This window comes from Williamsia sp. CHRR-6 (assembly GCF_018474015.1).
Classification (GTDB): Bacteria; Actinomycetota; Actinomycetes; order Mycobacteriales; family Mycobacteriaceae; genus Williamsia_A.
In genome coordinates this window covers 514,706-540,085 of the sequence record NZ_JAHCSG010000002.1, presented here as the reverse complement: position 1 = coordinate 540,085, position 25,380 = coordinate 514,706, and the positions used below count along the sequence as shown (strand labels likewise).

Genomic DNA, 25,380 nt, shown 5'->3' with positions numbered 1-25,380 from the left:
GACCCTAGGTGGTGGCCGCGACCCGACGGGCACGGCCCGTACCAACCGCAGCCGCCAGCACTCCGAGCCCGGCCACCGCCAACCCGGCACCCAGCACCGACGGCGCCCGATACCCCCAGCCCGCCGCGATGACCAGCCCGCCCAACCACGCACCGGCCGCGTTGGCGACATTCAACGCCGAATGGTTCAGTGCCGCAGCCAGAGTCTGGGCGTCATCGGCCACGTCCATCAGCCTGGTCTGCAGGGCGGGCACGATCGCCGATCCGCTGACCCCGACCACGAACACCAGAACCAGTGCGGCCCACACCGACTGCGCGACCGCGGCGAACACCAGCAACGACACCGCGATGGCCACCAGCCCACCGCCGATGGTGCCCACGATCGACCGGTCGGCCAGGATGCCACCGAGCAGGTTGCCCACCACCATGCCCACACCGAACAGCATGAGCGCCAACGGGATCAGACTCGACGACAGCCCCGACACGTCAGTCAGCGTGGTGTGGATGTAGGTGTAGAAGGCGAACATGCCACCGAACCCGACCACCCCGATCAGGAGCGTGAACCACACCTGCGATCGGCGCAGCGCGGAGAGCTCGGTGAGTGGGTTGGTGATGGTCATGTCACCCAGGGCAGGCAGATGACGGAGCAGCGCGGCAACGGTGACCACCCCGATCACCACGACCACCGCGAACGCGCTTCGCCACCCGAAGGCCTCGCCGAGCCAGGTGGCTGCGGGTACCCCGATCACGTTGGCGACGCTGAGCCCCAACATCACCTGCCCGACTGCGGCGGCCCGCCGGTGCGGCCCGGCGAGATGGGCGGCCACCAGCGCCGCCACCCCGAAGTAGGCCCCGTGGGGCAGCCCCGCGACGAAGCGGGCCAGCATCAACGTCGGGTAGCTCGGCGCGATGACGGTGGCGAGGTTTCCGATGACGAACGCACCCATCAGGGCCATCAGCAATACACGGCGTGAGATCGCCGCCGTGGCCGCGGCGATGACCGGGGCACCGACCACAACGCCGAGGGCATACGCCGAGATGGTGTGCCCGGCAGTGGGTTCGGAGACCCCGAGCGAATCAGCGATCGCGGGCAGCAGCCCCATCGCGACGAATTCGGTTGTCCCGATCCCGAATCCGCCCAACGCCAGGGCCAGGATGGCCAGTCGGCGGGCCCGCGGCGATATCGGCGGCGCCAGTGAGGCGGGTGTGGGCAGGGAGATGGTCACGACGAAGTGCAACGACGGCGAGCGACCCGACGATTCCGCGCCCGCCGGTGAGGTCGTTCACATCGGCGGACGCGGCACGCACCCTCGCGGGTCAGCTGTCCTTGCGGGCGGCCTGCAGGTTCTCGTCGATGGCCCCGAGGAACTCCTCGGTGGTGAGGAACGACTGGTCGCCGCCGACGAGCAGGGCGAGGTCTTTGGTCATCTTGCCGCTCTCGACGGTGTCGATGACGACGTCCTCGATCTGGTGGGCGAACTCGATCAACTCGGGAGTGTTGTCGAGTTTGCCGCGGTGCTCAAGACCCCGCGACCACGCGAAGATCGACGCGATGGGGTTGGTCGAGGTGGGCTTGCCCTGCTGGTGCTGGCGGTAATGCCGGGTGACGGTGCCGTGCGCCGCCTCGGCCTCACAGATCTTGCCGTCTGGGGTCAGCAGCACCGAGGTCATCAGCCCCAGCGAACCGTAACCCTGGGCGACGGTGTCGGACTGCACGTCACCGTCGTAGTTCTTGCACGCCCACACGTAGCCGCCCTCCCACTTGAGGCAGGACGCCACCATGTCGTCGATGAGCCGGTGCTCGTAATGGATTCCGGCGGCGTCGAACTCGGCCTTGAACTCGGTGTCGAACACGTGCTGGAAGATGTCCTTGAAGGCGCCGTCGTAGGCCTTGAGGATGGTGTTCTTGGTGGACAGGTATACCGGGTAGTTGCGCTGCAGGCCGTAGTTGAACGAGGCCCGGGCGAAGTCCTCGATGGACTTGTTGAAGTTGTACATGCCCATCACCACCCCACCCTCCTCGGGGATCTTGACGATCTCGTGCTCGATGGGCTCGGAGCCGTCGTCGGGGGTGAAGGTGATGGTCACGGTACCGGCCTTGGGCACCTTGAAGTCGGTGGCGCGGTACTGGTCGCCGAACGCGTGGCGGCCCACGATGACCGGCTTGGTCCAGCCGGGCACCAGGCGCGGGACGTTGGAGATGATGATCGGTGCACGGAAGATGGTGCCACCGAGGATGTTTCGGATGGTGCCGTTGGGCGAGCGCCACATCTTCTTGAGCCCGAACTCCTCGACGCGGGCCTCGTCGGGGGTGATGGTGGCGCATTTGACGCCCACACCGTGCTTCTGGATGGCGTGGGCGGCGTCGATGGTGACCTGGTCGTCGGTCTCGTCGCGGTACTCGATACCGAGGTCGTAGTACTCGAGGTTGACGTCGAGGTAGGGGTGGATCAGTTTTTCTTTGATGAACTGCCAGATGATCCGGGTCATCTCGTCGCCGTCGAGTTCGACGACCGTTCCCTCGACCTTGATCTTGCCCATGTGACTACGCGTCCTCCTCGGCGTGGTTGCCCACCCCGCATCGATGCACCTCGTGAGTGCTTGCTGATGACGCGAACCCGGCCGCCGTCCTGCTGACGCCCGTCGTGGCTGTTCGCGGTGTGCTGTGCTTCCCGTGCTGTTCGACTGTGTTGTCGACCACGGTAGTACTCGCGTCGGTCCGACCGCTGCAGGCGGGTGAGAAAAAGAACGCTCGTACTGCTGTGGCTCAGTCTACCTGCGCGCCATCGTTGGAATCGGCCTGCGCAGGAGCCTTCATTCGCTCTCGCTGCGGTGTTATACCCTTGTCGCCAGGTCATGAGTGTCAGCGACAAGCCCCGGCTAGCTGAACGGCAACCCTCCAACCGCGGTGGGGTGCTCCGGGTGATTGACCAGGTTGTGGAGCGGCCCGATCGGGCCGCCCTCACGGCAAGCGCGGGTCCGACGGTCGGACCCATCCCAGGCAAACACAGCGCCTGGCCGACCCAGAAGGAAGCAACAAGCATGTCCGACGCCCACACCACAGACGCCGACGTCGATCCGACCGCGAACTGGAGTTTCGCCACCAAGCAGATCCATGCGGGCCAGTCACCGGACGTGGCCAGCAACGCCCGTGCACTGCCGATCTACCAGACCACCTCCTACACCTTCCGCGACACCAAGCACGCCGCCGATCTGTTCGGTCTGGCCGAGCCGGGCAACATCTACACCCGCCTGATGAACCCCACCCAGGACACCGTCGAGCAGCGCATCGCCGCACTCGAAGGCGGGGTGGCGGCGTTGCTGTTGGCCTCGGGTCAGGCCGCCGAGACCTACGCGATCCTCAACATCGTCGAGACCGGCGGGCACGTCGTGTCCAGCCCGCGGCTCTACGGCGGTACCTACAACCTGTTCCACTACACGCTGCCCAAGCTGGGCATCGAGGTCTCCTTCGTCGACGATCCCGAGAGCCTGGACTCCTGGCAGGCTGCGGTGCGTCCCAACACCCGTGCCTTCTACGGCGAGACCATCTCCAACCCCAACAACGAGATCCTCGACATCACCGGTATCTCCGGGGTAGCCCACAGCAACGGCATCCCGCTGATCGTCGACAACACCGTCGCCACGCCGTACCTGATCCAACCGTTGGCCCATGGCGCCGACATCGTGGTGCACTCGGCCACCAAATACATCGGCGGCCACGGCACCGCCATCGGCGGCGTCATCGTCGACGGCGGCACCTTCGACTGGCGTGGTCAGCGCGACGGCGTGGACCTGTTCCCCGGCTTCACCACCCCCGACCCCAGCTATCACGGCGCGGTGTTCGCCGACCTCGGCGCCCCGGCTTACGCGCTCAAGGCGCGGGTGCAGTGGCTGCGCGACACCGGTGCCTCCATCTCGCCGTTCAACGCCTTCCTGCTCGCCCAAGGTCTGGAGACCCTGAGCCTGCGGATCGAGCGACACGTGTCCAACGCCCAAGCGGTGGCCGAGTTCCTCGAGGAGCATCCGCAGGTGACCAAGGCCATCTACGCCGGCCTCAAGTCCTCAGCCTGGTACGAGCGTGGCCAGCAGCTCGCCCCGCGCGGCCAGGGTGCCATCGTGGCCTTCGAGATCGAGGGCGGCGTGGAGGCAGGCAAGAAGTTCGTCGAGGGCCTGAGCCTGCACAGTCACGTCGCCAACATCGGTGACGTGCGGTCGCTGGTCATCCACCCGGCCTCGACCACCCACTCGCAGCTGACCCCCGAGGAGCAGCTGGCGGCGGGCGTCACGCCGGGTCTGGTACGGCTGGCCGTGGGCATCGAGGGGATCGACGACATCATCGCCGACCTGAACTCCGGATTCACGGCGGCTTCCTGACGGTGAGCATCGATCCACGGACACATACCGCGACCGACTGGGAGAACCTCCCCGACGGGGCGCTGACGAGTGTGTCCGTGGGTCCGCTCGCTACCGAGGGCGGCGGCCAGTTCGAGGACGTGACGCTGGCGTTCCAACGGTGGGGCCATCTGGCGCCGACCCGCGACAACGTCGTGATCGCACTGCACGCCCTCACCGGCGACTCCCACGTGACCGGTGCGGCCGGACCCGATCAACCCTCCCCCGGTTGGTGGGATGGTCTGATCGGCCCGGGCTGCGCGGTGGACACCGACGAATGGTGTGTTATCGCCGCCAACGTCCTCGGTGGGTGCCGCGGCTCTACCGGCCCGGCCACCCTTGATCCGACCGGGCGACCATGGGGATCTCGGTTCCCGATCATCACCGTGCGTGATCAGGTGCGTGCCGAGGTGGCCCTGATGGACACCCTGGGCATCGACTCGGTAGCTGCGGTCCTCGGAGGCTCGATGGGTGGGGCTCGGTCACTGGAATGGATTGTCGGACATCCTGATCGGGTGCGCAGCGCCCTGGTGTTGGCGGTCGGGCCGCGCGCTACCGCCGATCAGATAGGAACCCAGACCACCCAGGTCGCGGCCATCACCTCCGATCCGCACTGGCAGGGCGGGGATTATCACGGCACCGGCTCGGCACCGACGGCAGGACTGGGTATCGCACGACGGATCGCGCACATGACGTATCGGTCCGAGCTGGAGATGGACAACCGGTTCGGCAACTCCCCTCAGGGACAGGAGATTCCACTTCAGGGCGGCCGGTACTCGGTGCAGAGCTACCTCGAACACCAGGCCAACAAGCTGATCGAACGCTTCGATCCGGGTAGCTACGTGGTACTCAGCGAGGTGCTCAACCACCATGACGTGGGCCGCGACCGCGGTGGCGTGGCGGCGGCCCTGGCGGGCTGCACGGTCCCCACGATAGTCGGCGGGATCTCTTCGGATCGGCTGTACCCGTTACGAACTCAGGCCGAGATCGCCGACCTGCTCACCGGCTGCGTCGGTGGCCTGCACGTGGTGGAGTCCGACAACGGCCACGACGGCTTTCTCACCGAGTTCGACGCGATCGCCGAGTTGCTCGCGCTGACAATGGATCTCGCTCGGCACTGACCGCTACTGGTCGATACCGGTTCCCAGCGCGTCGATCGACGTCGCCAACCACAGGATGGCTGCACCAGCTGTCCCCATCGCCACCACGTCGAACACGCGTCCGCGCACCTGCAGCAACCCCACGCGCGTCGTCGGCAGCACCGCACGCAGCACCGCGGCCACCACCGCGGCCCCGCCGAACACGAACGCCCCACGACGCCACCGGTCGGCCAGCACCAGGATCACCGCGACCAGCACCAGTGCGGCGACGATGAGGAACGGGATCTGCGCGACGATCCGGCTCGCGCGCCGGGTTCGCCCGTCGGACTGCGCGGTCACCGGCCGGCCAGCAGGGCTTCGGCCCGTTCGACGACGTTGACCAGCAGGAAGGCTCGGGTCAGCGGGCCCACCCCGCCGGGGTTGGGTGAGACGTGACCGGCCACCTCCCACACGTCGGGCGCCACATCGCCGACCAGACCGGACTCGGTGCGACTGATGCCCACATCGAGCACCGCAGCGCCGGATTTGACCATGTCGGCGGTGATCAAATGCGCCACGCCGGCCGCCGCGATCACGATGTCGGCGCGGCGCACCTCCGCCGCCAGGTCGGTCGTGCCGGTGTGGCACAGCGTGACGGTGGCGTTCTCGGTCTTGCGGGTCAGCAACAGGCCGATGGGCCGACCGATGGTGACCCCGCGTCCGACCACCACCACGTGCCGTCCCGCGATGGGGATGTCGTAGCGGCGCAACAGATGTACTGAACCGCGCGGCGTGCACGGCAGCGTGGCCTCGGTTCCCAAGACCAGACGGCCGAGGTTGATCGGGTGCAGACCGTCGGCGTCCTTGACCGGATCGATCCGTTCCAAGGCCGCGTTGTCGTCGAGATGCGCGGGCAGCGGCAACTGCACGATGTAGCCGGTGCAGGCCGGATCGGCGTTCAGCTCGTCGATGACGGCGTTGAGTTGCTCGGTGGTGGTGTCGGCGGGTAAGCCTCGGCGCAACGACTCGATGCCGACCTTCGCGCAGTCGGCATGTTTGCCGCGCACATAGGCCTGGGAGCCGGGATCGTCGCCGACCAGGACGGTGCCCAGGCCGGGGACGACGCCTGCGGCACGCAGGGCATCGACCCGCTGCTTCAGGTCACCGAAGATCTCATCGCGGGTGGCTTTGCCGTCGAGGGCGATCGCTGTCACCGCTCCAGTGTCCCCGATTGATCCACCGAACCGAACGCGCCCTGGTGCGCGCCACCGCCGGACCGGCGAGAAACGCCTCGAAACCGTGGATCGGGTACCGCAGACCCCACCACGTCGGCGACTTGGCCACACCGAACACCGTGGGCACCTGCGCCCGGAAGGTCAACGGGTAGCAGGCCAACCCGATGAGACCGGCGCACAGGTGACCGACATCGGTGAAGGTGGCGTGCGCGCCGCCGTAGAACTGCTCCACGAACGGGTCGGCGGCCCAGGCCGCGAGCGTCGCGAGATACACCAGCCGCCAGCGTCGTGGGATGCGGTAGGTCAGCACCCCGGCCACTGCGGCGACGCCATAGCTGACCCCGATGTCGATGACGCCGGTCATGCTGTGTGGCGCGCGGCCGGTGTCGATCGCCCACAGCAAGACGCCTTGGCTGAGGTAGGTGGCCCCCACGTGGCCGAGGATCACCACCATCACCCAGCGGCGCGTACCCAGCCAACGTTCCACCGGGGCGACGATGATGGCGAACACCAACGCCCACATCAGCCACACGCTGCCGTCAATCCACAATGCGCTGCGGACGAGGCTGGGAACCGGGTTGGTTTGCAGATGCTCGATGTTGGTCGAGCGGGTGCGCAGGATCTGATCGAGGTGATGGTGGGGCATGTTCTGCGCGGCCGTCGAGGTCATGAACAGCACCGACAGCCAGATGAAGGTGGCCGGCGCGCTGCGCACGTAGTCGACTATCGCCAGCCGACCCGCTCGCACCAGGTAGCGACGATCCCTCGCCCAGGTCAGCGCGGTCCGGATTGCTGTGATCGCATCGCGGGACAGCTCGCGCACCGGCGCAGCCACGCCGGTCAGCCGTTGCGCGGTGTCGGTCATCGATGTCTCCGGTCGGTGATCTGAGGCGGCCCACGGTTTGCGTGGGGTGCGCAACTGCTGTCAACGGCAAACGATGTGAGCGCTATTCCCCGCTCCGCAGACCTTGCCGGCGATAGGGCAGGCTGGGCCGGTGTTCCGCATCGTGTTCTTCGAGCCCTGCATCCCGCCCAACACCGGCAACGCGATCCGGCTGGCGGCCAACACCGGCTGCGAGTTGCACCTGGTGGAACCACTCGGGTTCGACCTGTCTGCGGCAAAGGTCAAACGCGCCGGCTTGGATTACCACGACATGGCGTCGGTGACGGTGCACCCCGACCTCGATGCGACCTGGGCGGCGCTCCACCCCGAGCGGGTCTTCGCGTTCACCGCACACGCGCAACGCTTCCACACCGACGTCGACTATTCCCCCGGCGACGTGTTGCTGTTCGGTCCCGAACCCACCGGGTTGTCACCGGAGGTCTTGTCCGATCCACATGTCACCGACCGCGTCCGCATCCCGATGCTGCCGGGTCGGCGCTCACTGAACCTGGCCAACGCGGCGAGCATCGTGATCTACGAGGCGTGGCGGCAGCAGGGATTCACCGGCGCGGTCTGAGTAGGCGTCGCGCATCTAGGCCGACCAGTCGACCTGATCGGCCAGCGCGAGCAGTCGCTCCCGCCGAGAGGCGTTGGTCGCCCCCACCCAGGCGATACGGCCGTAGATGTGAGCGCGGAAATCGGGGTGCCCGGCATGGTTCTGAGTGCTGGCGCCGGTGGTGATGGCATTGTGCAACAAAGCTTTCAGGGCATCGAACTCCGCACGCGGCACCTGCGGATGATCGTTGACGACCAGTCCGGCCAACTGCTGACGTTGATGTCGACCCATGATGCGGGTCTTGTCGGGATGCACCACGAACCGTTCGGCGGCGACGATCCGCAGTACCGCCCACAGCACACGGTCGGCGTCCATGGCGTCGCCGCTGAAGGCGAGGTCGTCACCGTAGCGGGTGTAGCGCAACGCGTGCCGCCGGGCGTACCCGGCCAGGCGGCGATCGAGCCGGATCATCACCAGATTGGCCAGCGCCGGCGAGGTGGGCGCACCCTGCGGGAGGTGGCGCGCCCGCAACATGGCCGCCAGCCACGGATCGAGGTCCCCTAGCGCATCCGATGATGTTGTGGTGGTACTCAACTCAGCAAGTACCCGACTGACTGCGGGCGAGTACCCGCAGTCGGCGAACACTCGCCGCACCCGGGCGGTTCCGATCGTGGTGAAGCAGTGCCGCAGATCCAGTCGCAGCACCACCGGTCGGTCGGTGTGCGGCCACGCGAAGTGGGCTACCGACTTTCCGCGCCGGAACCCGCAGGCGGCCGGATGCGGATCGCGGTGATCAAGGATGCGGCGCAGTATCTTTCGTTGGATCTCCGCCAGGCGCGGTTTGGGTGCCTCGATGATCCGGACGCCGTCGCGCTTGGGGATGCGCGTGATCCGATAGTGCCGCAACGGTACTCGCGCGGTGCGCAACCAGGTTCCCCGGTCGGCAAACCATTCCAGTTCACCGATGTCGAGATTCAGTGATGCCGCCAACTCGCCTACATCGGTGATCACCGGTAGCCCGGCGGCCACCACGGGCGGGTTCGGCTCAGAGGGGATGATGATCACCGGCTCGGACGGGATCGCCGCCAAGAACTCGGCCAGCACCTCCGGCGCCGACGGCTGCTCGGGTAGAGCGACCAGGATCGCATCGGCCACCTCGTCGGCGATCTCCGGTGGCAGCTGCCAGCTCAGTCGAGCGGAGACCGCCCAGCTGTCCCATAGCAGATCGCGATCCTCCAGGATCCAGTTCGCAAGCGACGCAGCACGATCGGCAGAGAAGCGTTGTTCGCTGCGCAGACCGGCGGTCAGATGCGGTGGTGGCAGCCCGGGATCTGTCACGGTGCCGACAGGAGGGTGTGCGATGGGAGGGTGACCGTCAACTCGTCATCGCGGCGCCATGAAGCACGCGCAGCGTGCCCGGTGGCGTCGGACGCAGGGTGTAGCTGTGGTCTGAACCCAGGGGTTGCCCCTGAGACGGATCGCGAGGATCCACTCTCACCACTCCCATCGCACACCTGTCTATCCCTACCAGAGGTTGTCATCGCCAGTCGCGTGAGCGGGTACCCACCTTGAGGTCGAGTTGCTGCAGGTGTTCGGCCACCACGGTGACCGCGCCCTCGGCGTTCTGGACGGTGCCGCGGATCATCAACGCCGTCGCGTTCTGCGCCAGCCGTCGGTAGCGCTTCCACAGGCCCACCGAGCACACCACGTTGACCATCCCGGTCTCGTCCTCGAGGTTGATGAACGTGACCCCCGAGGCGGTCGCCGGACGTTGACGGTGGGTGACCGCACCGGCCACCTGCACCCGCGACCCGTCGGCCACCGCGAGCAACCCGTCGGCGGGGATCACCCCCAGCGCGGTCAGTCGGGGCCGCAGGAACTGGGTGGGATAGACGTTCGGGGTCACCCCGGTGGCCCAGGCGTCGGCGGCAGCCAACTCCACCCCACTCATGCCTGGCAGCACCGGGGCACTGCTCGCCGCCTGCAATGCCAGTTGGTCGGCGCGTTCAGCCGAGGCGGCGCCTGCATCCCACAGGGCTTGCCGTCGGCTGCCACCGAAGCAGTCGAATGCCCCTGCGGTGGCGAGTGATTCGAGCTGCCGCGTACTCAGCTCGGCGCGCCGGGCCAGGTCGGCCGGACTGGCGAACGGGCCGTCGGCGGTGCGTACGTCGACGATCAGCTGGGCCAGGTCGTCGCCGATGTGGCGCACCGACCCCAACCCCATCCGCACGTCGAGGCCGTGGTTCTCCAGGTTCGCGTGCGTCAGCGAGATGTTGATGTCGGGGCCGTGGACGGCCACCCCGTGCCGACGCGCATCGGCCACCAACGACTGCGGCGAGTAGAACCCCATCGGTTGAGCCCGCAGCAGTGCGGCGCAGAACGCGGCCGGGTGGTGGTATTTGAACCACGACGAATAGAACACCAGGGCGGCGAAACTCTGCGAATGGCTTTCCGGGAAACCGAAGTTGGCGAAAGCGGCCAGCTTCTCGAAGATGCGGTCGGCCACCTCTCCGGTGATGCCGTGGGTGTCGCGCATGCCGTCGTAGAACCGTTGCTTGAGCCGCTGCATCTTCTCCGGCGACCGTTTGGAACCCATCGCCCGACGTAGCTGATCGGCCTCACTGGGGTCGAAGCCGGCCACGTCGACCGCCAGTTGCATCAGCTGTTCCTGGAACAGCGGTACCCCCAGGGTGCGTTCCAGTGCAGGCATCAGCGACGGATGCTCGTAGCTGGTGGCCTCCAACCCGTTGCGGCGGCGGATGTAGGGATGCACCGACCCGCCCTGGATGGGGCCGGGGCGGATGAGGGCGACCTCGACCACCAGGTCATAGAACCGACGGGGTTTGAGCCGGGGCAGCGTGGCCATCTGGGCGCGCGATTCCACCTGGAACACCCCGACCGAGTCGGCGGCACACAGCATGTCGTAGACCGCGGCCTCGGCCAGGTCGATACGGGCCAGGTCGACGGTGATGCCTTTGTGTTCGGCCACCAGGTCGATCGCATAGTGCAGGGCCGAGAGCATCCCCAACCCCAACAGGTCGAACTTGACCAGGCCGATGGCCGCGCAGTCGTCCTTGTCCCATTGCAGCACACTGCGATTGGCCATTCGCGCCCACTCGGTGGGGCAGACGTCGGCGATGGGACGGTCACAGATGACCATGCCTCCGGAGTGGATGCCCAGGTGTCGGGGCATGCCGGAGATCTGCTGGGCCAGGTCCAGCACGTCGTCGGGGATGTCGTGCTCGGGATTCTCCGATTCGTCCACGGCGCGGCCCCATCGGCTCACCTGTTTACTCCAGGCATCCTGTTGTCCGACCGAATACCCCAAGGCGCGGGCCATGTCTCGCACCGACGAGCGTCCCCGGTAGGTGATGACATTGGCGACTTGCGCGCTGTACTCGCGGCCGTATGTGGCGTAGACGTGCTGGATGGCCTCTTCGCGGCGATCGGATTCGATGTCGACGTCGATGTCGGGTGGGCCGTCCCGCTCGGGTGAGAGGAACCGTTCGAACAGCAGGCTGTTGCGCACCGGGTCGACGTTGGTGACCCCGAGTGCGTAACAGACCGCCGAGTTGGCTGCGCTACCGCGGCCCTGGCACAGGATGCCGCTGCGCTTGCAGAAGTCCACGATGTCGTGGACCACCAGGAAATAGCCTGGGAAGTTGAGGGATTCGATGATGGCGAGTTCGTGTTCGATCTGTCGGTAGGCCTTGGGGTGCCCGGTCGGGGTGCCGTACCGATCGGCTGCGCCCCGCATGGTCAACTCCCGCAGCCAACTGGCTTCGGTGTGTCCGTCGGGTACGTCGAACGGGGGCAGATCTGGTGCGATCAAACGTAATTCGAAGGCGCAGTCCACCCCGAACTGTGCTGCGTTGTCGATGGCGTCGAGGTGGGTGGGCAGCAGCCGCGCCATCTCGTCGCCGCTGCGCAGGTGCGCCCCACCCAGCGGCGCCAGCCAGCCGGCGATGTCGTCGAGACTGCTGCGGGCCCGCACTGCGGCCATCGCCATGGCCAGGCGGCGCCGGTTCGGGGCGGCGAAGTGGGCGCCGGTGGTGGCGACAGTGGGCACGCGGTGCGTTGCGGCCAGCTCGGCGAGGGCGGCGTTGCGTTCGTCGTCGGTGGGTACGCCGTGGGCGGTGAGCTCCACGGCCACGTTGTCGGAGCCGAAACGGTCTATCAAACAGCGCAGTTCGCGCGCTGCAGCATCGGGGCCCTCGGTCTCCAACGCGGCTCGCACCGAGCCTTTGCGACAGCCGGTGAGGATCAGCCAGGAGTCGCGTGCTGCCTGCGCCAGGGCGTCGAGGTCGTAGCGCAGCAACCCTTTTTCGCCGGCCGCCATGTGCGCCGCCGCCAGTTGCCTCGACAGTCGCCGATAGCCTTCCTGTCCACGTGCGATGACCAGCAGGTGGTTGCCATGCGGATCGGGGGTGCCGGTGCGGGCGGCGTCATGCTGCAGGGACAACTCGGCGCCGAACACCGTGGGCAGGCCACATTCTCGGGCGGCCTCGGCGAATCGCACCACCCCGTAGAACCCGTCGTGGTCGGTGACGGCGAGGGCGTCGAGACCCAACCGCTGCGCCTCGGTGACCAGTTCCTCGGGCATCGACGCCCCGTCGAGAAACGAATACGCCGAATGGGCGTGGAGTTCGGCGTAGCGCACCGAGCTACGACCCCGCTTGATCCCGTCGGCGGCAAACGGCTGACGGGTCCGCGACCAGGCCGGGCTGTCGCTGCCATCCCCGGGGAACGTTTCGCCAGGTCGACCGTCAGATGGAGCGCGTCCCGACAGGACGCGCTCCATCTCCGCCCAGGTCGGCGGCCCTTCGTTCCAGCCCACCGATCAAGTGTATCGAACATGTATTCGACTCACCAGCCGTCGGTCTCGCCGATCCCAGGAACCTTTGGGTGACTGACCGCATCTCACTTTCCGTACCGTCTGGCAGCCCGCCGGGCACTGGAATGTGAAGGCGTCACCGGATGACCACGTCCCCTCCGATCACCAGCACGCCACTTCGCCGCGTGGTGACCGCAGTTCTACTCGCCCTGGCCGTGCTGATCGGCGCACCAGCCCTGAGCGCTGTGCTCGCCACCGAAGCACCCGCATCAGCGTTCACTTCCTGCGCAACGGACCTACCCACCCAGATCGCCGCCTGGAAAGCCGCTGGGCAGCAATACAACTCCGAAGTGTCCGCCATCAACGCCGCCGGCGGCGGCAGCCCCGCCCAGGTCGCCACCTACAACGCACGCAAAGCACAGCTACAGGCCCAGGGTGCAGCCCTCATCGCCCAGGTGCAGGCCTGCGAGGCCAGCGGCCAAAAGAATGTTCCCCCGGTTCCCCAGATCCCCGGCCTGACCCCCGGCGCCACCCCCGGGCAGCCCGGCAACTCGCCGGACTCACCGCGCGGACCACCCAACCGCACCGCTCCCACCCGACCCACCACCCCCGCCACACCCGCCCAGACCCCCAGCACCCCGACTCCCGCCCAGCCCACACCAGCGCGTCCACAGCCCTAAGACGCGCCGGTCGCACCGTCCAAGCAGACCGCACCCACCAAACCCGCCGGACCCAACGACCCCGACACCCCCAGCAAGACTGCCGATCCCACCCCAGCCCCGGCCCGTTCGACACCCCCGGTCGCCAAAGCCGCCCCCGCCGAGAAACCAGCACCCGCACCAAAACCCAGCCAGCCCACACCCGCACAAAAGCCCGCCCCGAAGCCGGGCCCAGCCCCCAAACCGGCTGATCCGAAGTCGACCCCCAGCACACCGGCAAAGCCTGAGCAGGCAGCAGAACCGATCGACTACGGTTCCACTCCCCAAGAGCGACTGAACAACCCCGCCTTCGTCAAGCGGTTCTACAAGGCGCCCGGCCCCGACGGGACGCTGCAGCGCAAAGACCAGTACGCCACCGATGATTTCGGCAACCCCATCCCCAAAGCCCGGATCGGCGCGGACGGCAAACCGATCCTCATCGAGGACCGCATCGACACCTACGCCACCCTCGGTCCGCGTGAGCAGGCCGCCGCCAACGAAAACGCCCGATCCACCATCGACCCCATCGCCACCCAACGCGCCGAAGCCATTGCGGCACTGAACGATCTTCGGAAACAAGCCGATCGTGAAATCGCTGAACAGGGCGACATCACCGCCGACACAGCCAACAAACTGGCCAAAGCACACACCCAAGTCCGAGATCTCGGCGAGAAGCTCGGCCTCGAGGTGGCCCGTGACCGGGTACACCAGATGTACGGCGAGCAATACGACATTCGCCCGCTGACCGACCCGACCAAGCCAAACGGTCCAGGCGAAGCCGATCAGGTCTTCCTACTCACCCCGAAGAACGGAGGACCATCCAAAACGGTCCTGGTCGAAGCCAAAGGCGTCAACGCCGACCTCGGATCGAAGATCGTCAACGGTGAACGTGTACAACAGGGAACACGCGAATACGTCGAAGACCTGTCCAACTCGGATCGAGAGGACCAGGAAGTTCGCGACGCTCTGCAAATGGGACTCGACGACGGATCACTAAAGTATCTGCTGATCCGACCCACCGTCGACAGCTCGGGACGCTGGACAGGATCCGTAGCCCAGCAATTCAATATCGACAAATGAGGAGCAACCGAATGAACACAATCGAACGGCACGAATTCGATCTTGACCGCGCCCAACGCAACATGGACGACTCCATCCAGATACTCCACAGGAGAGTACACAACATTCCAGACGATGTTACGAAGAACATGTTTTCTGCAGCCATGGCAGCGTCGGCAGTGAAGTGGTTCAGCACGAGTGATCCCCTCGCCCAGCAACCCGCAACCCGCTGGGCCGCAACCATGGCGACCGACCTCTACGCCGGATTGTTCCTCGGCGCCGCAACACCACCCGGCACCACCATCACCATCAACATCGTCAACACACCCCACACACTCAACGGCGCCGGACCCATCCGCAAAGCCACCCTCGACGACTGGATCCAGTTGTTCTGGTTCTACGCACTATCTCGATCACCACAATCCCGACGCGCCATCCACGCCCTCCCCGAACACCACGTCATCCCCACCGGACGCTGGCCACAACACCGCATCCACCGTTACCGCGCCCTCACCGCCCTCGACAACAACGACCCCACCTGGACCGACCACCTCACCGCCGCCCAAGAAGCAATCACCAACCCCGGCTACGTCGAACCCGACGAAGCCACCCTCCTCGAAGCACCCATCCTCGCCATCCTCGCCACCATCGCCACCGGCGACCAGACAGCATTCACCACCGCGGTCACCGCCGCGGTCCACGCCCACCACACCTACTACACCGCCCACACCCACCGATCACGCGACTGCGCCGGCTACACATCCATCCCCATCGCCGCCACCTGCGCCCTCGCCACCGACCACGGACTCACCCTCACAGTCGAATCCGACTACCTCCCCACCGGACTCATCCACCCCGGCTGGTACCCCACCACCACACCCAACTGAGCACCCGTAACGCTGTGAGGTACCCCTGAAGTACCCCAGGTTTAGTTCCGATCTTTGTAGGGGATGGAGCTATGCCACGTCAGTATCCGCCGGAGTTCCGGCAGCAGTCTGTGCGCATGGTGGAGACGGCGTTGGAGTCTGATGTCGAGCTCTGGCGAGTTTGAAGCGATCCGTCAGATCTCGGCCAAGCGTCAGATCGCTGAGGAGACGCTGCGGCGGTGGCGGCGGAAGGCCCAGATCGATGCTGGGCAGCGCCGCGGGGTGAGCAGCGATGGGTATGCCGAGATCCGGCGGCTCAAGAAGCGTGTCGGCGACCGGTCTGCCGGTGTACTTCGCTCATCCACACTCGCCGTGGGAGCGGGGCAGCAACGACAACCTCAACCGGATCGTGCGTGAATACTTCCCAAGGGTGTCGCCATCACCAGCGACCCCCGCTACCTCGCTGCGGTGGCCGCTGAGATCAACGACCGACCCCGTAAGATCCACGACTGGAAGAAGCCAAGCGAAGTGGTCGCCGAACTATGCGCTGATGCTTCCACCGCCTGAACCCGCCTGCTTCTCGAACCATCCGCCTGATGGAATTGCCAGCTCTGCCTCATCTTCAGGCACAGTGTGGATCACGTCGGATTTCTCATCCCAGAGTACTATCGCCTGTTGGCTTGCTTCGAGAATTGGATCCGTATTCACGCGGGTGTTGGACTCACCAATTCCGTAGTACGGCCACGCAAAATAGACGATGGCATCCCCAGGCACTGGGAGTAATTCCGAATAAAATCGTGTACCTGCGGCTTGGCGACCACCCCAGCTATGGCTGAAGTGGAGTGCGCTGCGCCGCTGGTTCGGCAAGTTACTTACGACCGATCCATCAGCAAACTCCATCCCAAACAACACTTGCCCTGCAGTTTGATCCGAAGGCGGCCGTCCGAAACCGTATGTGTCGATGTACTTTGTCGATTCCTTCTTTCGTATGTTGAGTTCGAAGGTGAAGGCGTCTCGATAGGAAAATATTGACGTGACCCAGACTGCCACGCGGTCGGTTTGCACAATGTCTACCTCGAGCTGCACTTGCACCGGACGTTGATTCGGTGGCGTTAAATCTGGCATCGTATGCGCCTCCAGGTTAACGAGATGTATGAGTACTTTACGGATGGAATGGCTGTCTGGACTCCACGCTTTTGGCGCTAGTACATTTTAGGTCAACGTAAGTTTGATATCAAACTTTGCGCGAAGCACGAGGTCTACAAGATCCGCACGAACTCGATGCTCTCCTTTCGTAAGCTCGCCCGTCAGAGACCCGGGAATGCGTATCGCTGCGCCCGGTGCCAAATTGGGTAGCGGGTCTCCAATTCCAACGACTTGAAACCCTAGCGCCAGTTCGTCAACATAGACTGCTACCGTAGATTTGTCTTCACCGTAGTTGATCCACTCGCGGGGCGACTTGTTCGTCAGGATGTAGTCAAACGTCAGAATCTCGTCGCTAGCCCGGGTGATTGCGGAATCGGCGGGAGTTAGCTCAAGACTCGCGCGCCGAACTGCCCTAGCGGGAATCGCATCTACTGCAAATGGCGCGACAGCAAGGCAGACGAGTTCAGATTCGCGGTAAGAACTTCGTCGAACGGCCCGAGCTGAACTTGTTGCCGGTCGAGATTGTCCACATGCATGACTATACCGGAGGCTGCCGAACTGAGAGATCATCTTCACTCGAATCCATTGGTTCGGGAGATCGGATCGCGTCGTCCTTGAAAGAGGCTAGGGCATGGACGATTGCCTTCTGCGAAAAGCTAGCTCGACTATCACAACCGTCGCCAGGGAACCAATGAGCGCACTGATTCCCAAAACGCCAGATGTCAGATCCCAACCAGAGTATGCGACGAAGAGTATAAAAAATACTACCGAAAAGAGACCGCTAAGCGTCCTGCGAACTATTTTCACAGGATATTTGGTTGCAATCGATATGCCAAACGCGATAACACTTGAAACTGCCAACATTGGCAGAGCGACGATAATGCCTACAAGAAGAAAAAGGGCAACGTACATGCAATCACGTTACTACGTGACGAATTTCCTAACAGGCTCCACACGGACAGCGCACAATGAGGCGGTGGACACCCCGTATCTGGCGGTCGACCTGGCTCGCCTCGACGCCAACCTCACCCGGATGGCCCGCTGGGCGGCACACGCCGGTGTCGATCTGCGTCCGCACGCCAAGACCCACAAGTGCGCTGAGATCGCCCAGCGTCAACTCGGCAGCGGCGCAATCGGATTGACCGTGGCAACGATCGGCGAGGCCGAGGCGTTCGCGGCCATCGGCGTCGACGATCTCTTCATCGCCTATCCCCTGTGGGTCACCGCATCGACTGCAACACGGTTACGGGCCATCGCGGCACACACGTCGCTGCGATTGGCCGTCGACTCGATCGACGGGGCAACAGCGCTCGCGCGCGGCCTCGGGTCCATGATGGGCCAGGTGGAGGTGCTGGTGGAACTCGACTCCGGCCACCACCGCACCGGAACCGATCCTGCACACGCGGGAGTGATTGCAGCCCATGGGCGTTCGCTAGGTCTACCGGTGGTGGGGGTGTTCACCTTCCCCGGCCATGGATACGGCCCCGGTACCGCCCAATCGGCCGGCGAGCAGGAGTCACGTGCACTGAGCGCCGGGGCGCAGGCGCTACGTGCGGTGGGTGTGGAACCAAGAATCCGAAGCGGCGGATCCACTCCCACCGCCACGCTCGCCGATCCCGATGTGGTGACCGAGATCCGGCCGGGGGTGTATCCGTTCAACGACGCCCAACAGGTGGAGATGGGCACCGCCACCTTCGACGACGTGGCGTTGGTGGCCATCGCAACCGTCGTGCATCGACAACCGCATCGAGCCGTACTCGACTGCGGCAGCAAGATTCTCAGCGCCGACCGCCCGCCGTGGACCACCGGGTTCGGTCGGCTGCCCGCGTACCCCGACGCCCGGGTGGTCGCGCTGTCTGAGCATCACGCCACCGTCGACTTCGGTGACCGCCCCGCCCCCGCGCTGGGCACCCGGTTGGCGGTGGCCCCCAATCACGTGTGCACCGCAGTCAACCTGGTAGACGAGCTGATGGTGATGCGTGATGGCGAACTGCTGGACCGGTGGCCGGTGCTGGCCCGCGGCGCCAACTGGTGAGTGAAAGTACTCACCGAGATCGGCGGTCACCGCCCATAAGATCGCCGCATGACACTCTGCCCGCGCCGGTTGTGGACCACCGCCATGTCACTGACCTGCACCGGGGTCCTGCTGATCAGTGGGTGCGCCTCGAACACTGAAGGTCCCTCGACGGCACAGCTGAGCAAAGCGCCAAGCGTGACGTTCACCCAGATCGGCATCGACGAGGTACGCGCCGACTCGGAATCGCTGGTCGGGGCCACCCGCCGGTTGGGCGTCGCCATCGCCGGCCAGTCGGCCGCAGGGGCCAACCGGATCGTCTCCCCGTGGAGTCTGATGACGGCGCTGGCGATGGTCCGTGCCGGTGCGCGCGGGGCGACCGCCGACGAGATCGACCGTGCGGCAGGGCCGTACACGCCGCGCGCGGTGGCAGCGCTGACCGGTCAGGTGACAGCCGTCGGTGGCGACCCAGGCAAGGTGGACGAGCAGAATCCGCCCACCCCACCGGTGTTCCGGCAGGCCACCGGGGTGTTCGCGCAGAAGTCGTATCCGATCGGCAAGCAGTATCTGGTGGAGCTGAGTCGCTACTTCGACACCGGCGTGTACCCGGTGGACTTCTCCACCGATCAGGCCCAACGCGCCATCAACGAATGGACCACGGTCAACACCGGCAGTCAGATCACTCGCGCACCCAACCCACCCGACAAGAGCACCCTGCTGTCGCTGTTGTCGACGGTGTACCTGGCAGCAGCCTGGAACTCACCGTTCCCGGCCGCGAAAACCGTAGAGCAGGGCCGATTCTCGGTGACACCGGATCGGGTGGTGCGCACGCCGATGATGGCGAACTCTGGTGCCTTCCGCATCGCCGAGGGACCCGGCTGGACCGCGATCGAACTGCCCTACGGCACAGGTGAACTCGCCATGCAGGTGGTGCTGCCCGCTACCGGGGCCACCACGAGCACAGTGCTGACCGATGCGGTGTTGTCCTCGGTCGCCGCCGAACTCAAGTCCGCCCAACCCCGCACCGTCGACGTGACGCTCCCCCGGTGGCAGAGCACCGAGACGATCGATCTCCGTACGGCATTGCAAACCATGGGAATTCGATCACTGTTCACCGATCGTGCCGACCTGTCCGGCATCAGCCCCGGACTGATGGTCACCCGCGCCGCCCAAAGTGGCACCATCACCGTCGGTGAGAAGGGCACGGTGGCCGCCGCGGTGACGAAGATCGACGTGGGTCCGACTGCAACGCCTGATCAGGGCATCAGGTTCACCGCCGACCGCCCCTTCGTCTACCAGATCGTCGACACCTCCACCGCGTTGCCGCTGTTCCTCGGAGTAGTCAGCGATCCGCGCAGCACCTGAAGCCGTCACTCGTAGACGCCTTCCACGACCCAGGACTGTTGCTGGTACCGCAGCAACAGGGCGCGGGAATCATCCAGCAGCACTTGAGCTCTGGCATGGGTACCGACCCGCTCGTCGGGTGCGGCCCACCAGCGTTCGTCCACCGGCCAGGGTCCAGCCCACCACTGCAGCGACCACTGCCGTGATCCCCAGACCACGGTGGCGGGTTCGCCGCTGAACGCACCCCGCGCGGTGACCTGCACCGGATCGCCGACGTCGTCGCACACCGTCACCGGGGCGTCGAGCACCACCGTCGGTGCGGGCTCGGGCACCCGACCCGGCCACGGGGCGGTCGGGTCGGTGGCCGGGACCAGCTCATCACCCAAGGGCACCAACGTGATCCGTTCGGCCGCCCCTCGCCCACCACTGGGCACCGGGATGCACACCGCGTCGCCACCGAGCAGTCCCTGCACCCGCACCAACGCCCGACGCGCCCGATCAGCCACCTCACCGTCGCCACCAGGAACCCCTGCTCCCCGGAGACCGAACTGCAGCGCACCGGAATCGACCACCTCCACCGGTTCCAGACGCAACCGCGAAATGGGTGAGTCGGGGCGATCGCCCGCGCGCCCGGTGAGCCACCCGTCGAGTTGCCAACGGATGCGGTCGGCGGTGGCCTCCGGTGTCAGCGGCTCGGCGCAGCGCCAGGTACGCGAGGAGTGTTGTCCCCCCGTGGTGCTGGCGTGCACGGTGAGTCGCGTGCATGCCACCGACGCCGACAGCAGGGCGCGATGCAACTCGTCGGCCAACCGGCGACCGACGAACGCGGCGGCGTCCACCCGGTCGATCGGCGGATCACACTCGTGGTCGATCACCACATCGGTGGCAGGTAACCGCCCCGAGGGTGGCCGACCGGGCAGAGCCCGCGCCGCCCGATGCGCGGCGATCGCGTCGAAGCCGAACCGGGTGGCCACATCGGATGAGGCCAGCTCGGCGAACGTCCCGATGGTCCGAACACCCAAGCGCCACAACAGATCGATCAGATCCTCACGCTCGGGCTCACACAGGCTGGGCTCGGCACCGAGTTCGGCGATGGGCAGCGGCGCCAGATATGCGGCGTCGCCACCAGGAGCCACGATGCGGCCGTGCCGCGCTGCGACCACGCAGGTGAACAGCTCATCGGCGATACCGGTCTGCGATTCCACCCCACCGGCAGCGACCACGTCGATCAGCTTCTCCGCCGCGGTCTCCTCGCTGCCGAAGTAGCGCGCTGCCCCGGCCGCGGGCAACACCATCAGCCCCGGCCGCAACACCTCCACGGTGGGGATCACCTGCGTCACCGCTGCCACCACCGGATCGAAGAGCCGCGCATCGCGACCGGGATCGGCGGTGACCACATGCAGCTGGGGACACCGCGCCTGCGACTCGCGTTTACGCATGCCGCGGCGTACCCCGGCCGCCCGGGCCGGAGCCGAACACGTGGTGACCCGGTTGGCGGAGATGACAGCCACCGGCCGATCCGGAGACAGATCGGCCTCGGCGGCAGCCGCGATCGCTGGCCAGTCCGGGCACCACAGCGCCAGGGTGCGGCGTCCGGCCGTCCGGTCGATGGCCACCACTGCGGGAGCCGCGGTCGCGGTCATCAGTTGGCCACCGACAGCGACCGCGATCCCACCTGCGGCTGTGGCGTGGTCGACTCGCCGACCGCCGTGCCCGGGGTGGCGGCGACCAGCCGGACCCGGCCGCGCTGTGACACCACGTCGAGCCCGGTCTCGATGCGTCGCATACCTCGGCCGGTGGCTGCCACCGTCAGCGACAGCCCCGCGATACGTCCATGTCCCAGATGCCGATACGGGAGGTGACGGTAGTCGGCCACCTGCGCGGTGAGGGTGGCATGTGCACCCGAGAAGACGCCGTCGGTGACGAGCATCGCCGCACCCTTGGCACGTGCTCGCGCCATCACCGCCCGGGTCCGTGACGGGGGTACCGACGCACCGGCGAGCCCCACCACCACCAGATCGAGTCCATCGAGCAGCACCGCGGCCACCTCGACCGGATCAGGTCCGGGGGCCCCGACGGTAGCGATGTGGGACAGATCCGCCCCCATCTCCGCGGCGGCGTGCAGGCTCAGATGCGGCAGCCCGATCACCGCGACGTATCCGCCGGCCGCGGTGACCTCGGCGATCATCGACACCAACACCGACCGGGCGCCGTCGACCGCCACCACCGTTCCCCGCGCCAACCCGCCGCCGGGAAACAACGGGGCGAGCACTTCAGGGGTGGGTAACAGCTGCCGTTCGGGGCGTTCGGAGGCGGCCACGGTCACCGTGTCCTGGCCCTCAGGCACCACCGGCGCCGACTTTTCCGCCGAAGCCGCAGCGAGCTTGGCCCGCAGTTCGGCCAGGGTCTCGGCCACCCGTCGATCGGCTTCCCGCGCGTACGCAGACGTCATGATCTCTCCCTCGAAGACAACACTTTCCAACGCATCCACTCACCGCGGGGAAGGTGTGCGCAGGGAAGGTGCGAACACTCAACGATCAGTCGAACATGCTTTCGTATCTGAGGGTAGAGGTGGGGTCCGACAATCGTCAACGAGGTTGTCTGCAGAGTGGACAGCAGAACTTTGTCACTTGTATTCATCACAGAAAAGAGTGCTCTGAACAGCAATGTCAGTATCGAGTGGTATACATGTGGCACAAAGTCACCACGATTCACCACGAGCGGGGCGCCCGATGACCACCAGTCCGTTCCAGCCCGGTTTCGGGTCGTTTCCACCTGCTCTGGTGGGCCGCGACGAGATCCTGCGTCGGGTGGGTGAACGCCTCGACGAGGGCAGCCCCGAGCAGTACCTGGTGCGCGGGCATCGCGGCATGGGCAAGACCGTTCTGCTCAGCGCCATGGAGGACACCGCCACCGATCGCGGTTGGGTGGTGCTCTCGGAGATCGCCACCCCCGGCGTGGTCGATCACCTGGTGGGCACCACCATCGTGCGTGCCCTGGCCAAGGTGCAGGGAACGCCGATCGACCGCATCGTCACCGGCGCCTCCATCGCCTCGCTCGGCGGCATCACCACCTCGGCGACCCGCCGCAATCAGGAAGTCCCCAGCCTGTACTCGCGACTGAGCGACCTGTTCGACGCCATCGCCGAACGCAATCCACACTCAGGCATCCTGCTGACCCTCGACGAGGTGGAGAAGAACTCGCTCACCGACACCTCCACCATCGGGGCCGCAGTCCAACAGTTGCGTCGCGACAACCGGCCCATCGCCTTCGCCGCCGCCGGGTTACCGCATCAGCTCGACCAACTGCTCGACTTCCCCCACACCACGTTCCTGCGGCGGGCGATCCGCATCGACGTGGCCCCGCTGGGCTGGGACAGTGCCCGCATCGCCTTGCTCGAACCGATCGCCACCAACGGACGACACATCGATCCCGCCGATCTCGATCGGGCCACCGCCGCCACCTACGGCTATCCCTACCTCACCCAACTCATCGGCGACGTCGCCTGGCGCGCCACCCCCGACGCCGAGGCGATCAGTGCCGCCGACGTCGACGCCGCCATCGCCCGGGCCACCGAGCTGATGGGGTCGATGGTGCACGAACCAGCGCTGATCACCCTGACCACCCAGCAACGTGACTACCTGGCTGCGATGGCCGACACCGACGGCCCGGCCGCCACCTCCACGGTGGCCGAACACCTGGGCATCACCATCCAGGCGGCCTCCAATGTGCGTGCGGTACTGGAAGATCAGGGTCTGATCTTCCAGCCCCGGCGCGGGCAGGTCGACTTCGCGACACCCTATTTCCGCGAGTACCTGGTACGTCACGGGGCGCATCCGTCCCGCGCGCCGGTGGCGTTCACCGGGACATTCGGGCCGACGAGCGCCGACTCCACCGACTGACCGCCGCCTCGCGGCACCCGCCGAAACCATCAGCGGGGCTAACATCCCAGTCGTGCCCGGCCCCTCGATGAGACTTCCCATGCGAGGGCGACGAACACGATCGCAGTCCCTGGGGCCCGCCTTCACCCAGCTGGTCTGGGCCCGGGCCCTGATCTGGATCGCCGGGGCGATCACCAAGGTGGCCCTGCCGCTCGCGGTCTACCAGCGCACCGGCAGCCCCGCCCTGGCCGCCATCCTCACCGCGTTCGAGTCCACCCCGTATCTGTTGGTGGGGTTGCCGGCCGGCGCGTTGGCCGACCGGTTACGCACCCGCACCGTGGTCATCACCTGCTGCGTGGTGTGCGGGTTGGCGTCGGGTTCGGTGCCGCTGGCCGCCGCAACCGGGGTGCTGACCACGCCGCACCTGTTCGTCGCCGGATTCGCCGCCGGGTGCGCTCTGGTGTTCTTCGACGCCGCCATGTTCGCCGTGCTACCCGCCGTGGTGCCGCGAGATGCGTTGGTACGCGCCTACTCCACCACCACCGCGGTGCAGACCACCATCGCCCTGGCCGGACCTGCCGCAGGCGGAGTGCTCGCGGCGGCCATCACCCCGGTGTACACACTGCTGCTCGACTCGCTGATGTTCGCCTGCGCCACCGTGGTTTTCGCCTCCTTCCGCGAACCCATCCGGACGCGCACGTCGCGCGAGGTGTCCATCATCTCCACCATCGTCGAGGGCATCCGGTTCATCCGGGGGTCGGCGGTGGTGGCCACGATGACCCTGCTGGGCACCGGCAACGCAACGGCCGAAGGTGTCTTGGTGGGCATGCTGATCCCCACGGTGGTGCACATCTACGGCACCAGTTCCGACGGCGGCGCGGTGGGTCTGAGCTACACGATGATCGCAGTCGGTGGCCTGCTGGGTACCGCCGTGTCACCGACACTGGCCGCGCGGGTGCCGATCCCCACCATCACCATCGGTGGATTGCTCATCGGCGCAGCCGGATTCGCCGGGTGGATCTGGGCGCCGAGTTTCGTCATCGGGTTACTGGGTCTGGTGGTGTTCCAGACCGGCGGCACCGTGGTGATCCTCAACGCCATCACCGTGCGCGCCCGTCTCACCCCCGATGCGCTGCAGGGACGGGTGAACACCACCGCCCGCATGGTGGCCTGGGGTGGGCAACCGATCGGTGCCTACCTGGCCGGCGGCATCGTCGGGATCATCGGGGTGACCGGCACCCTGTCGGTGGGGATGAGCATCTTGCTGATCACCGCCGTCGCCGCAGCCTGCTCGCCGCTGCGCCACATCGGCCGCATCGCCGACCACTGACCGTCGCGGCCGCCGACCCGGCAACCCCGTCGGTTGGGCGGAAGTCCGCATCGGTTGGGCGGAA

Annotated in this window: 20 protein-coding genes and 1 riboswitch; of the genes, 10 read left to right on the top strand and 10 right to left on the bottom strand. The window is 66.4% G+C overall.

Translation table 11 applies throughout. The annotated features are described in order from the left end of the window. Nucleotides 1-4 precede the first annotated feature (4 nt). Together KIK15_RS08430 and KIK15_RS08425 are read right to left on the bottom strand one after the other, a co-directional pair. A complete protein-coding gene (locus tag KIK15_RS08430) occupies nt 5-1,225 on the bottom strand; it encodes an MFS transporter (RefSeq protein ID WP_307851796.1) in 1,221 nt (406 codons plus the stop codon). Between the two features lie 91 nt (nt 1,226-1,316). Continuing rightward, entirely contained in the window at nt 1,317-2,540 is a 1,224-nt protein-coding gene (locus KIK15_RS08425) for an NADP-dependent isocitrate dehydrogenase (RefSeq protein ID WP_214243721.1), read from the bottom strand. Between the two features lie 311 nt (nt 2,541-2,851). Next, nucleotides 2,852-2,979: riboswitch (SAM riboswitch) on the top strand. A gap of 62 nt (nt 2,980-3,041) precedes the next feature. Here KIK15_RS08425 and KIK15_RS08420 point away from each other — a divergent pair. Both KIK15_RS08420 and KIK15_RS08415 read left to right on the top strand, forming a co-directional pair. Next, nucleotides 3,042-4,373, top strand: a complete 1,332-nt coding sequence (locus KIK15_RS08420) for a bifunctional o-acetylhomoserine/o-acetylserine sulfhydrylase (protein ID WP_214243720.1) — start codon at nt 3,042-3,044, stop codon at nt 4,371-4,373. Further along, on the top strand, nt 4,370-5,512 hold the full coding sequence (locus KIK15_RS08415; RefSeq protein WP_214243858.1) for a homoserine O-acetyltransferase: 1,143 nt from the start codon (nt 4,370-4,372) through the stop codon (nt 5,510-5,512). Before KIK15_RS08420 ends, KIK15_RS08415 begins: the two co-directional genes overlap by 4 nt. 3 nt (nt 5,513-5,515) lie before the next feature. Here the strand turns inward: KIK15_RS08415 and KIK15_RS08410 are convergent, their stop codons facing one another. Genes KIK15_RS08410 through KIK15_RS08400 form a run of 3 tightly spaced genes read right to left on the bottom strand, consistent with a single transcriptional unit; the run spans nt 5,516 to nt 7,570 of the window. Continuing rightward, nucleotides 5,516-5,830: a DUF3017 domain-containing protein gene (locus tag KIK15_RS08410; protein WP_214243719.1), complete on the bottom strand. Its 315-nt coding sequence runs from the start codon at nt 5,828-5,830 to the stop codon at nt 5,516-5,518. Next, a complete protein-coding gene (locus KIK15_RS08405) occupies nt 5,827-6,684 on the bottom strand; it encodes a bifunctional methylenetetrahydrofolate dehydrogenase/methenyltetrahydrofolate cyclohydrolase (protein ID WP_214243718.1) in 858 nt (285 codons plus the stop codon). Before KIK15_RS08405 ends, KIK15_RS08410 begins: the two co-directional genes overlap by 4 nt. Next, nucleotides 6,644-7,570: a rhomboid-like protein gene (locus KIK15_RS08400; RefSeq protein ID WP_214243717.1), complete on the bottom strand. Its 927-nt coding sequence runs from the start codon at nt 7,568-7,570 to the stop codon at nt 6,644-6,646. The genes KIK15_RS08405 and KIK15_RS08400 overlap by 41 nt, the downstream gene beginning before the upstream one ends. A gap of 130 nt (nt 7,571-7,700) precedes the next feature. Here KIK15_RS08400 and KIK15_RS08395 point away from each other — a divergent pair, with 130 nt between their 5' ends. After that, nucleotides 7,701-8,165: a tRNA (cytidine(34)-2'-O)-methyltransferase gene (locus tag KIK15_RS08395; RefSeq protein WP_214243716.1), complete on the top strand. Its 465-nt coding sequence runs from the start codon at nt 7,701-7,703 to the stop codon at nt 8,163-8,165. Between the two features lie 15 nt (nt 8,166-8,180). Here the strand turns inward: KIK15_RS08395 and KIK15_RS08390 are convergent, their stop codons facing one another. Continuing rightward, entirely contained in the window at nt 8,181-9,482 is a 1,302-nt protein-coding gene (locus KIK15_RS08390) for a reverse transcriptase family protein (protein WP_307851795.1), read from the bottom strand. Between the two features lie 199 nt (nt 9,483-9,681). After that, nucleotides 9,682-12,981 (bottom strand): error-prone DNA polymerase, encoded by a 3,300-nt coding sequence (locus KIK15_RS08385; protein WP_214243715.1) that lies wholly within the window; start codon nt 12,979-12,981, stop codon nt 9,682-9,684. Nucleotides 12,982-13,121: 140 nt separating this feature from the next. Between KIK15_RS08385 and KIK15_RS08380 the strand changes: the two genes are divergently transcribed. The 3 genes from KIK15_RS08380 (at nt 13,122) to KIK15_RS08370 (ending at nt 15,622) form a co-directional block, all read left to right on the top strand. Further along, nucleotides 13,122-13,658, top strand: a complete 537-nt coding sequence (locus KIK15_RS08380; RefSeq protein ID WP_214243714.1) for a hypothetical protein — start codon at nt 13,122-13,124, stop codon at nt 13,656-13,658. Between the two features lie 729 nt (nt 13,659-14,387). Further along, the gene (locus KIK15_RS08375) at nt 14,388-14,756 is read left to right on the top strand and encodes a hypothetical protein (protein ID WP_214243713.1); all 369 of its coding nucleotides are present in this window, start codon (nt 14,388-14,390) and stop codon (nt 14,754-14,756) included. Between the two features lie 143 nt (nt 14,757-14,899). Further along, a complete protein-coding gene (locus tag KIK15_RS08370; RefSeq protein ID WP_214243712.1) occupies nt 14,900-15,622 on the top strand; it encodes an immunity 49 family protein in 723 nt (240 codons plus the stop codon). A 519-nt stretch (nt 15,623-16,141) separates the two neighbouring features. On the opposite strand, the gene KIK15_RS08365 is transcribed toward KIK15_RS08370, so the two are convergent. Next, on the bottom strand, nt 16,142-16,726 hold the full coding sequence (locus tag KIK15_RS08365; protein ID WP_214243711.1) for a hypothetical protein: 585 nt from the start codon (nt 16,724-16,726) through the stop codon (nt 16,142-16,144). Between the two features lie 931 nt (nt 16,727-17,657). On the opposite strand from KIK15_RS08365, the gene KIK15_RS08360 reads away from it, so the two are divergent. Then, on the top strand, nt 17,658-18,782 hold the full coding sequence (locus tag KIK15_RS08360; RefSeq protein ID WP_214243710.1) for an alanine racemase: 1,125 nt from the start codon (nt 17,658-17,660) through the stop codon (nt 18,780-18,782). A 48-nt stretch (nt 18,783-18,830) separates the two neighbouring features. Continuing rightward, nucleotides 18,831-20,126 carry a serpin family protein gene (locus tag KIK15_RS08355; protein ID WP_214243709.1) on the top strand — a complete coding sequence of 432 codons (1,296 nt, stop codon included), beginning with the start codon at nt 18,831-18,833 and terminating at the stop codon, nt 20,124-20,126. Between the two features lie 5 nt (nt 20,127-20,131). Here the strand turns inward: KIK15_RS08355 and KIK15_RS08350 are convergent, their stop codons facing one another. Further along, nucleotides 20,132-21,748 carry a DNA polymerase Y family protein gene (locus KIK15_RS08350; protein WP_214243708.1) on the bottom strand — a complete coding sequence of 539 codons (1,617 nt, stop codon included), beginning with the start codon at nt 21,746-21,748 and terminating at the stop codon, nt 20,132-20,134. Next, nucleotides 21,748-22,557, bottom strand: a complete 810-nt coding sequence (locus tag KIK15_RS08345; protein ID WP_214243707.1) for a hypothetical protein — start codon at nt 22,555-22,557, stop codon at nt 21,748-21,750. Before KIK15_RS08345 ends, KIK15_RS08350 begins: the two co-directional genes overlap by 1 nt. Nucleotides 22,558-22,837: 280 nt before the next feature. On the opposite strand from KIK15_RS08345, the gene KIK15_RS08340 reads away from it, so the two are divergent. Together KIK15_RS08340 and KIK15_RS08335 are read left to right on the top strand one after the other, a co-directional pair. Beyond that, nucleotides 22,838-24,007 carry an ATP-binding protein gene (locus tag KIK15_RS08340; protein ID WP_214243706.1) on the top strand — a complete coding sequence of 390 codons (1,170 nt, stop codon included), beginning with the start codon at nt 22,838-22,840 and terminating at the stop codon, nt 24,005-24,007. A 79-nt stretch (nt 24,008-24,086) separates the two neighbouring features. Next, nucleotides 24,087-25,316 carry an MFS transporter gene (locus tag KIK15_RS08335; protein WP_214243705.1) on the top strand — a complete coding sequence of 410 codons (1,230 nt, stop codon included), beginning with the start codon at nt 24,087-24,089 and terminating at the stop codon, nt 25,314-25,316. The last annotated feature ends 64 nt before the right edge of the window (nt 25,317-25,380 follow it).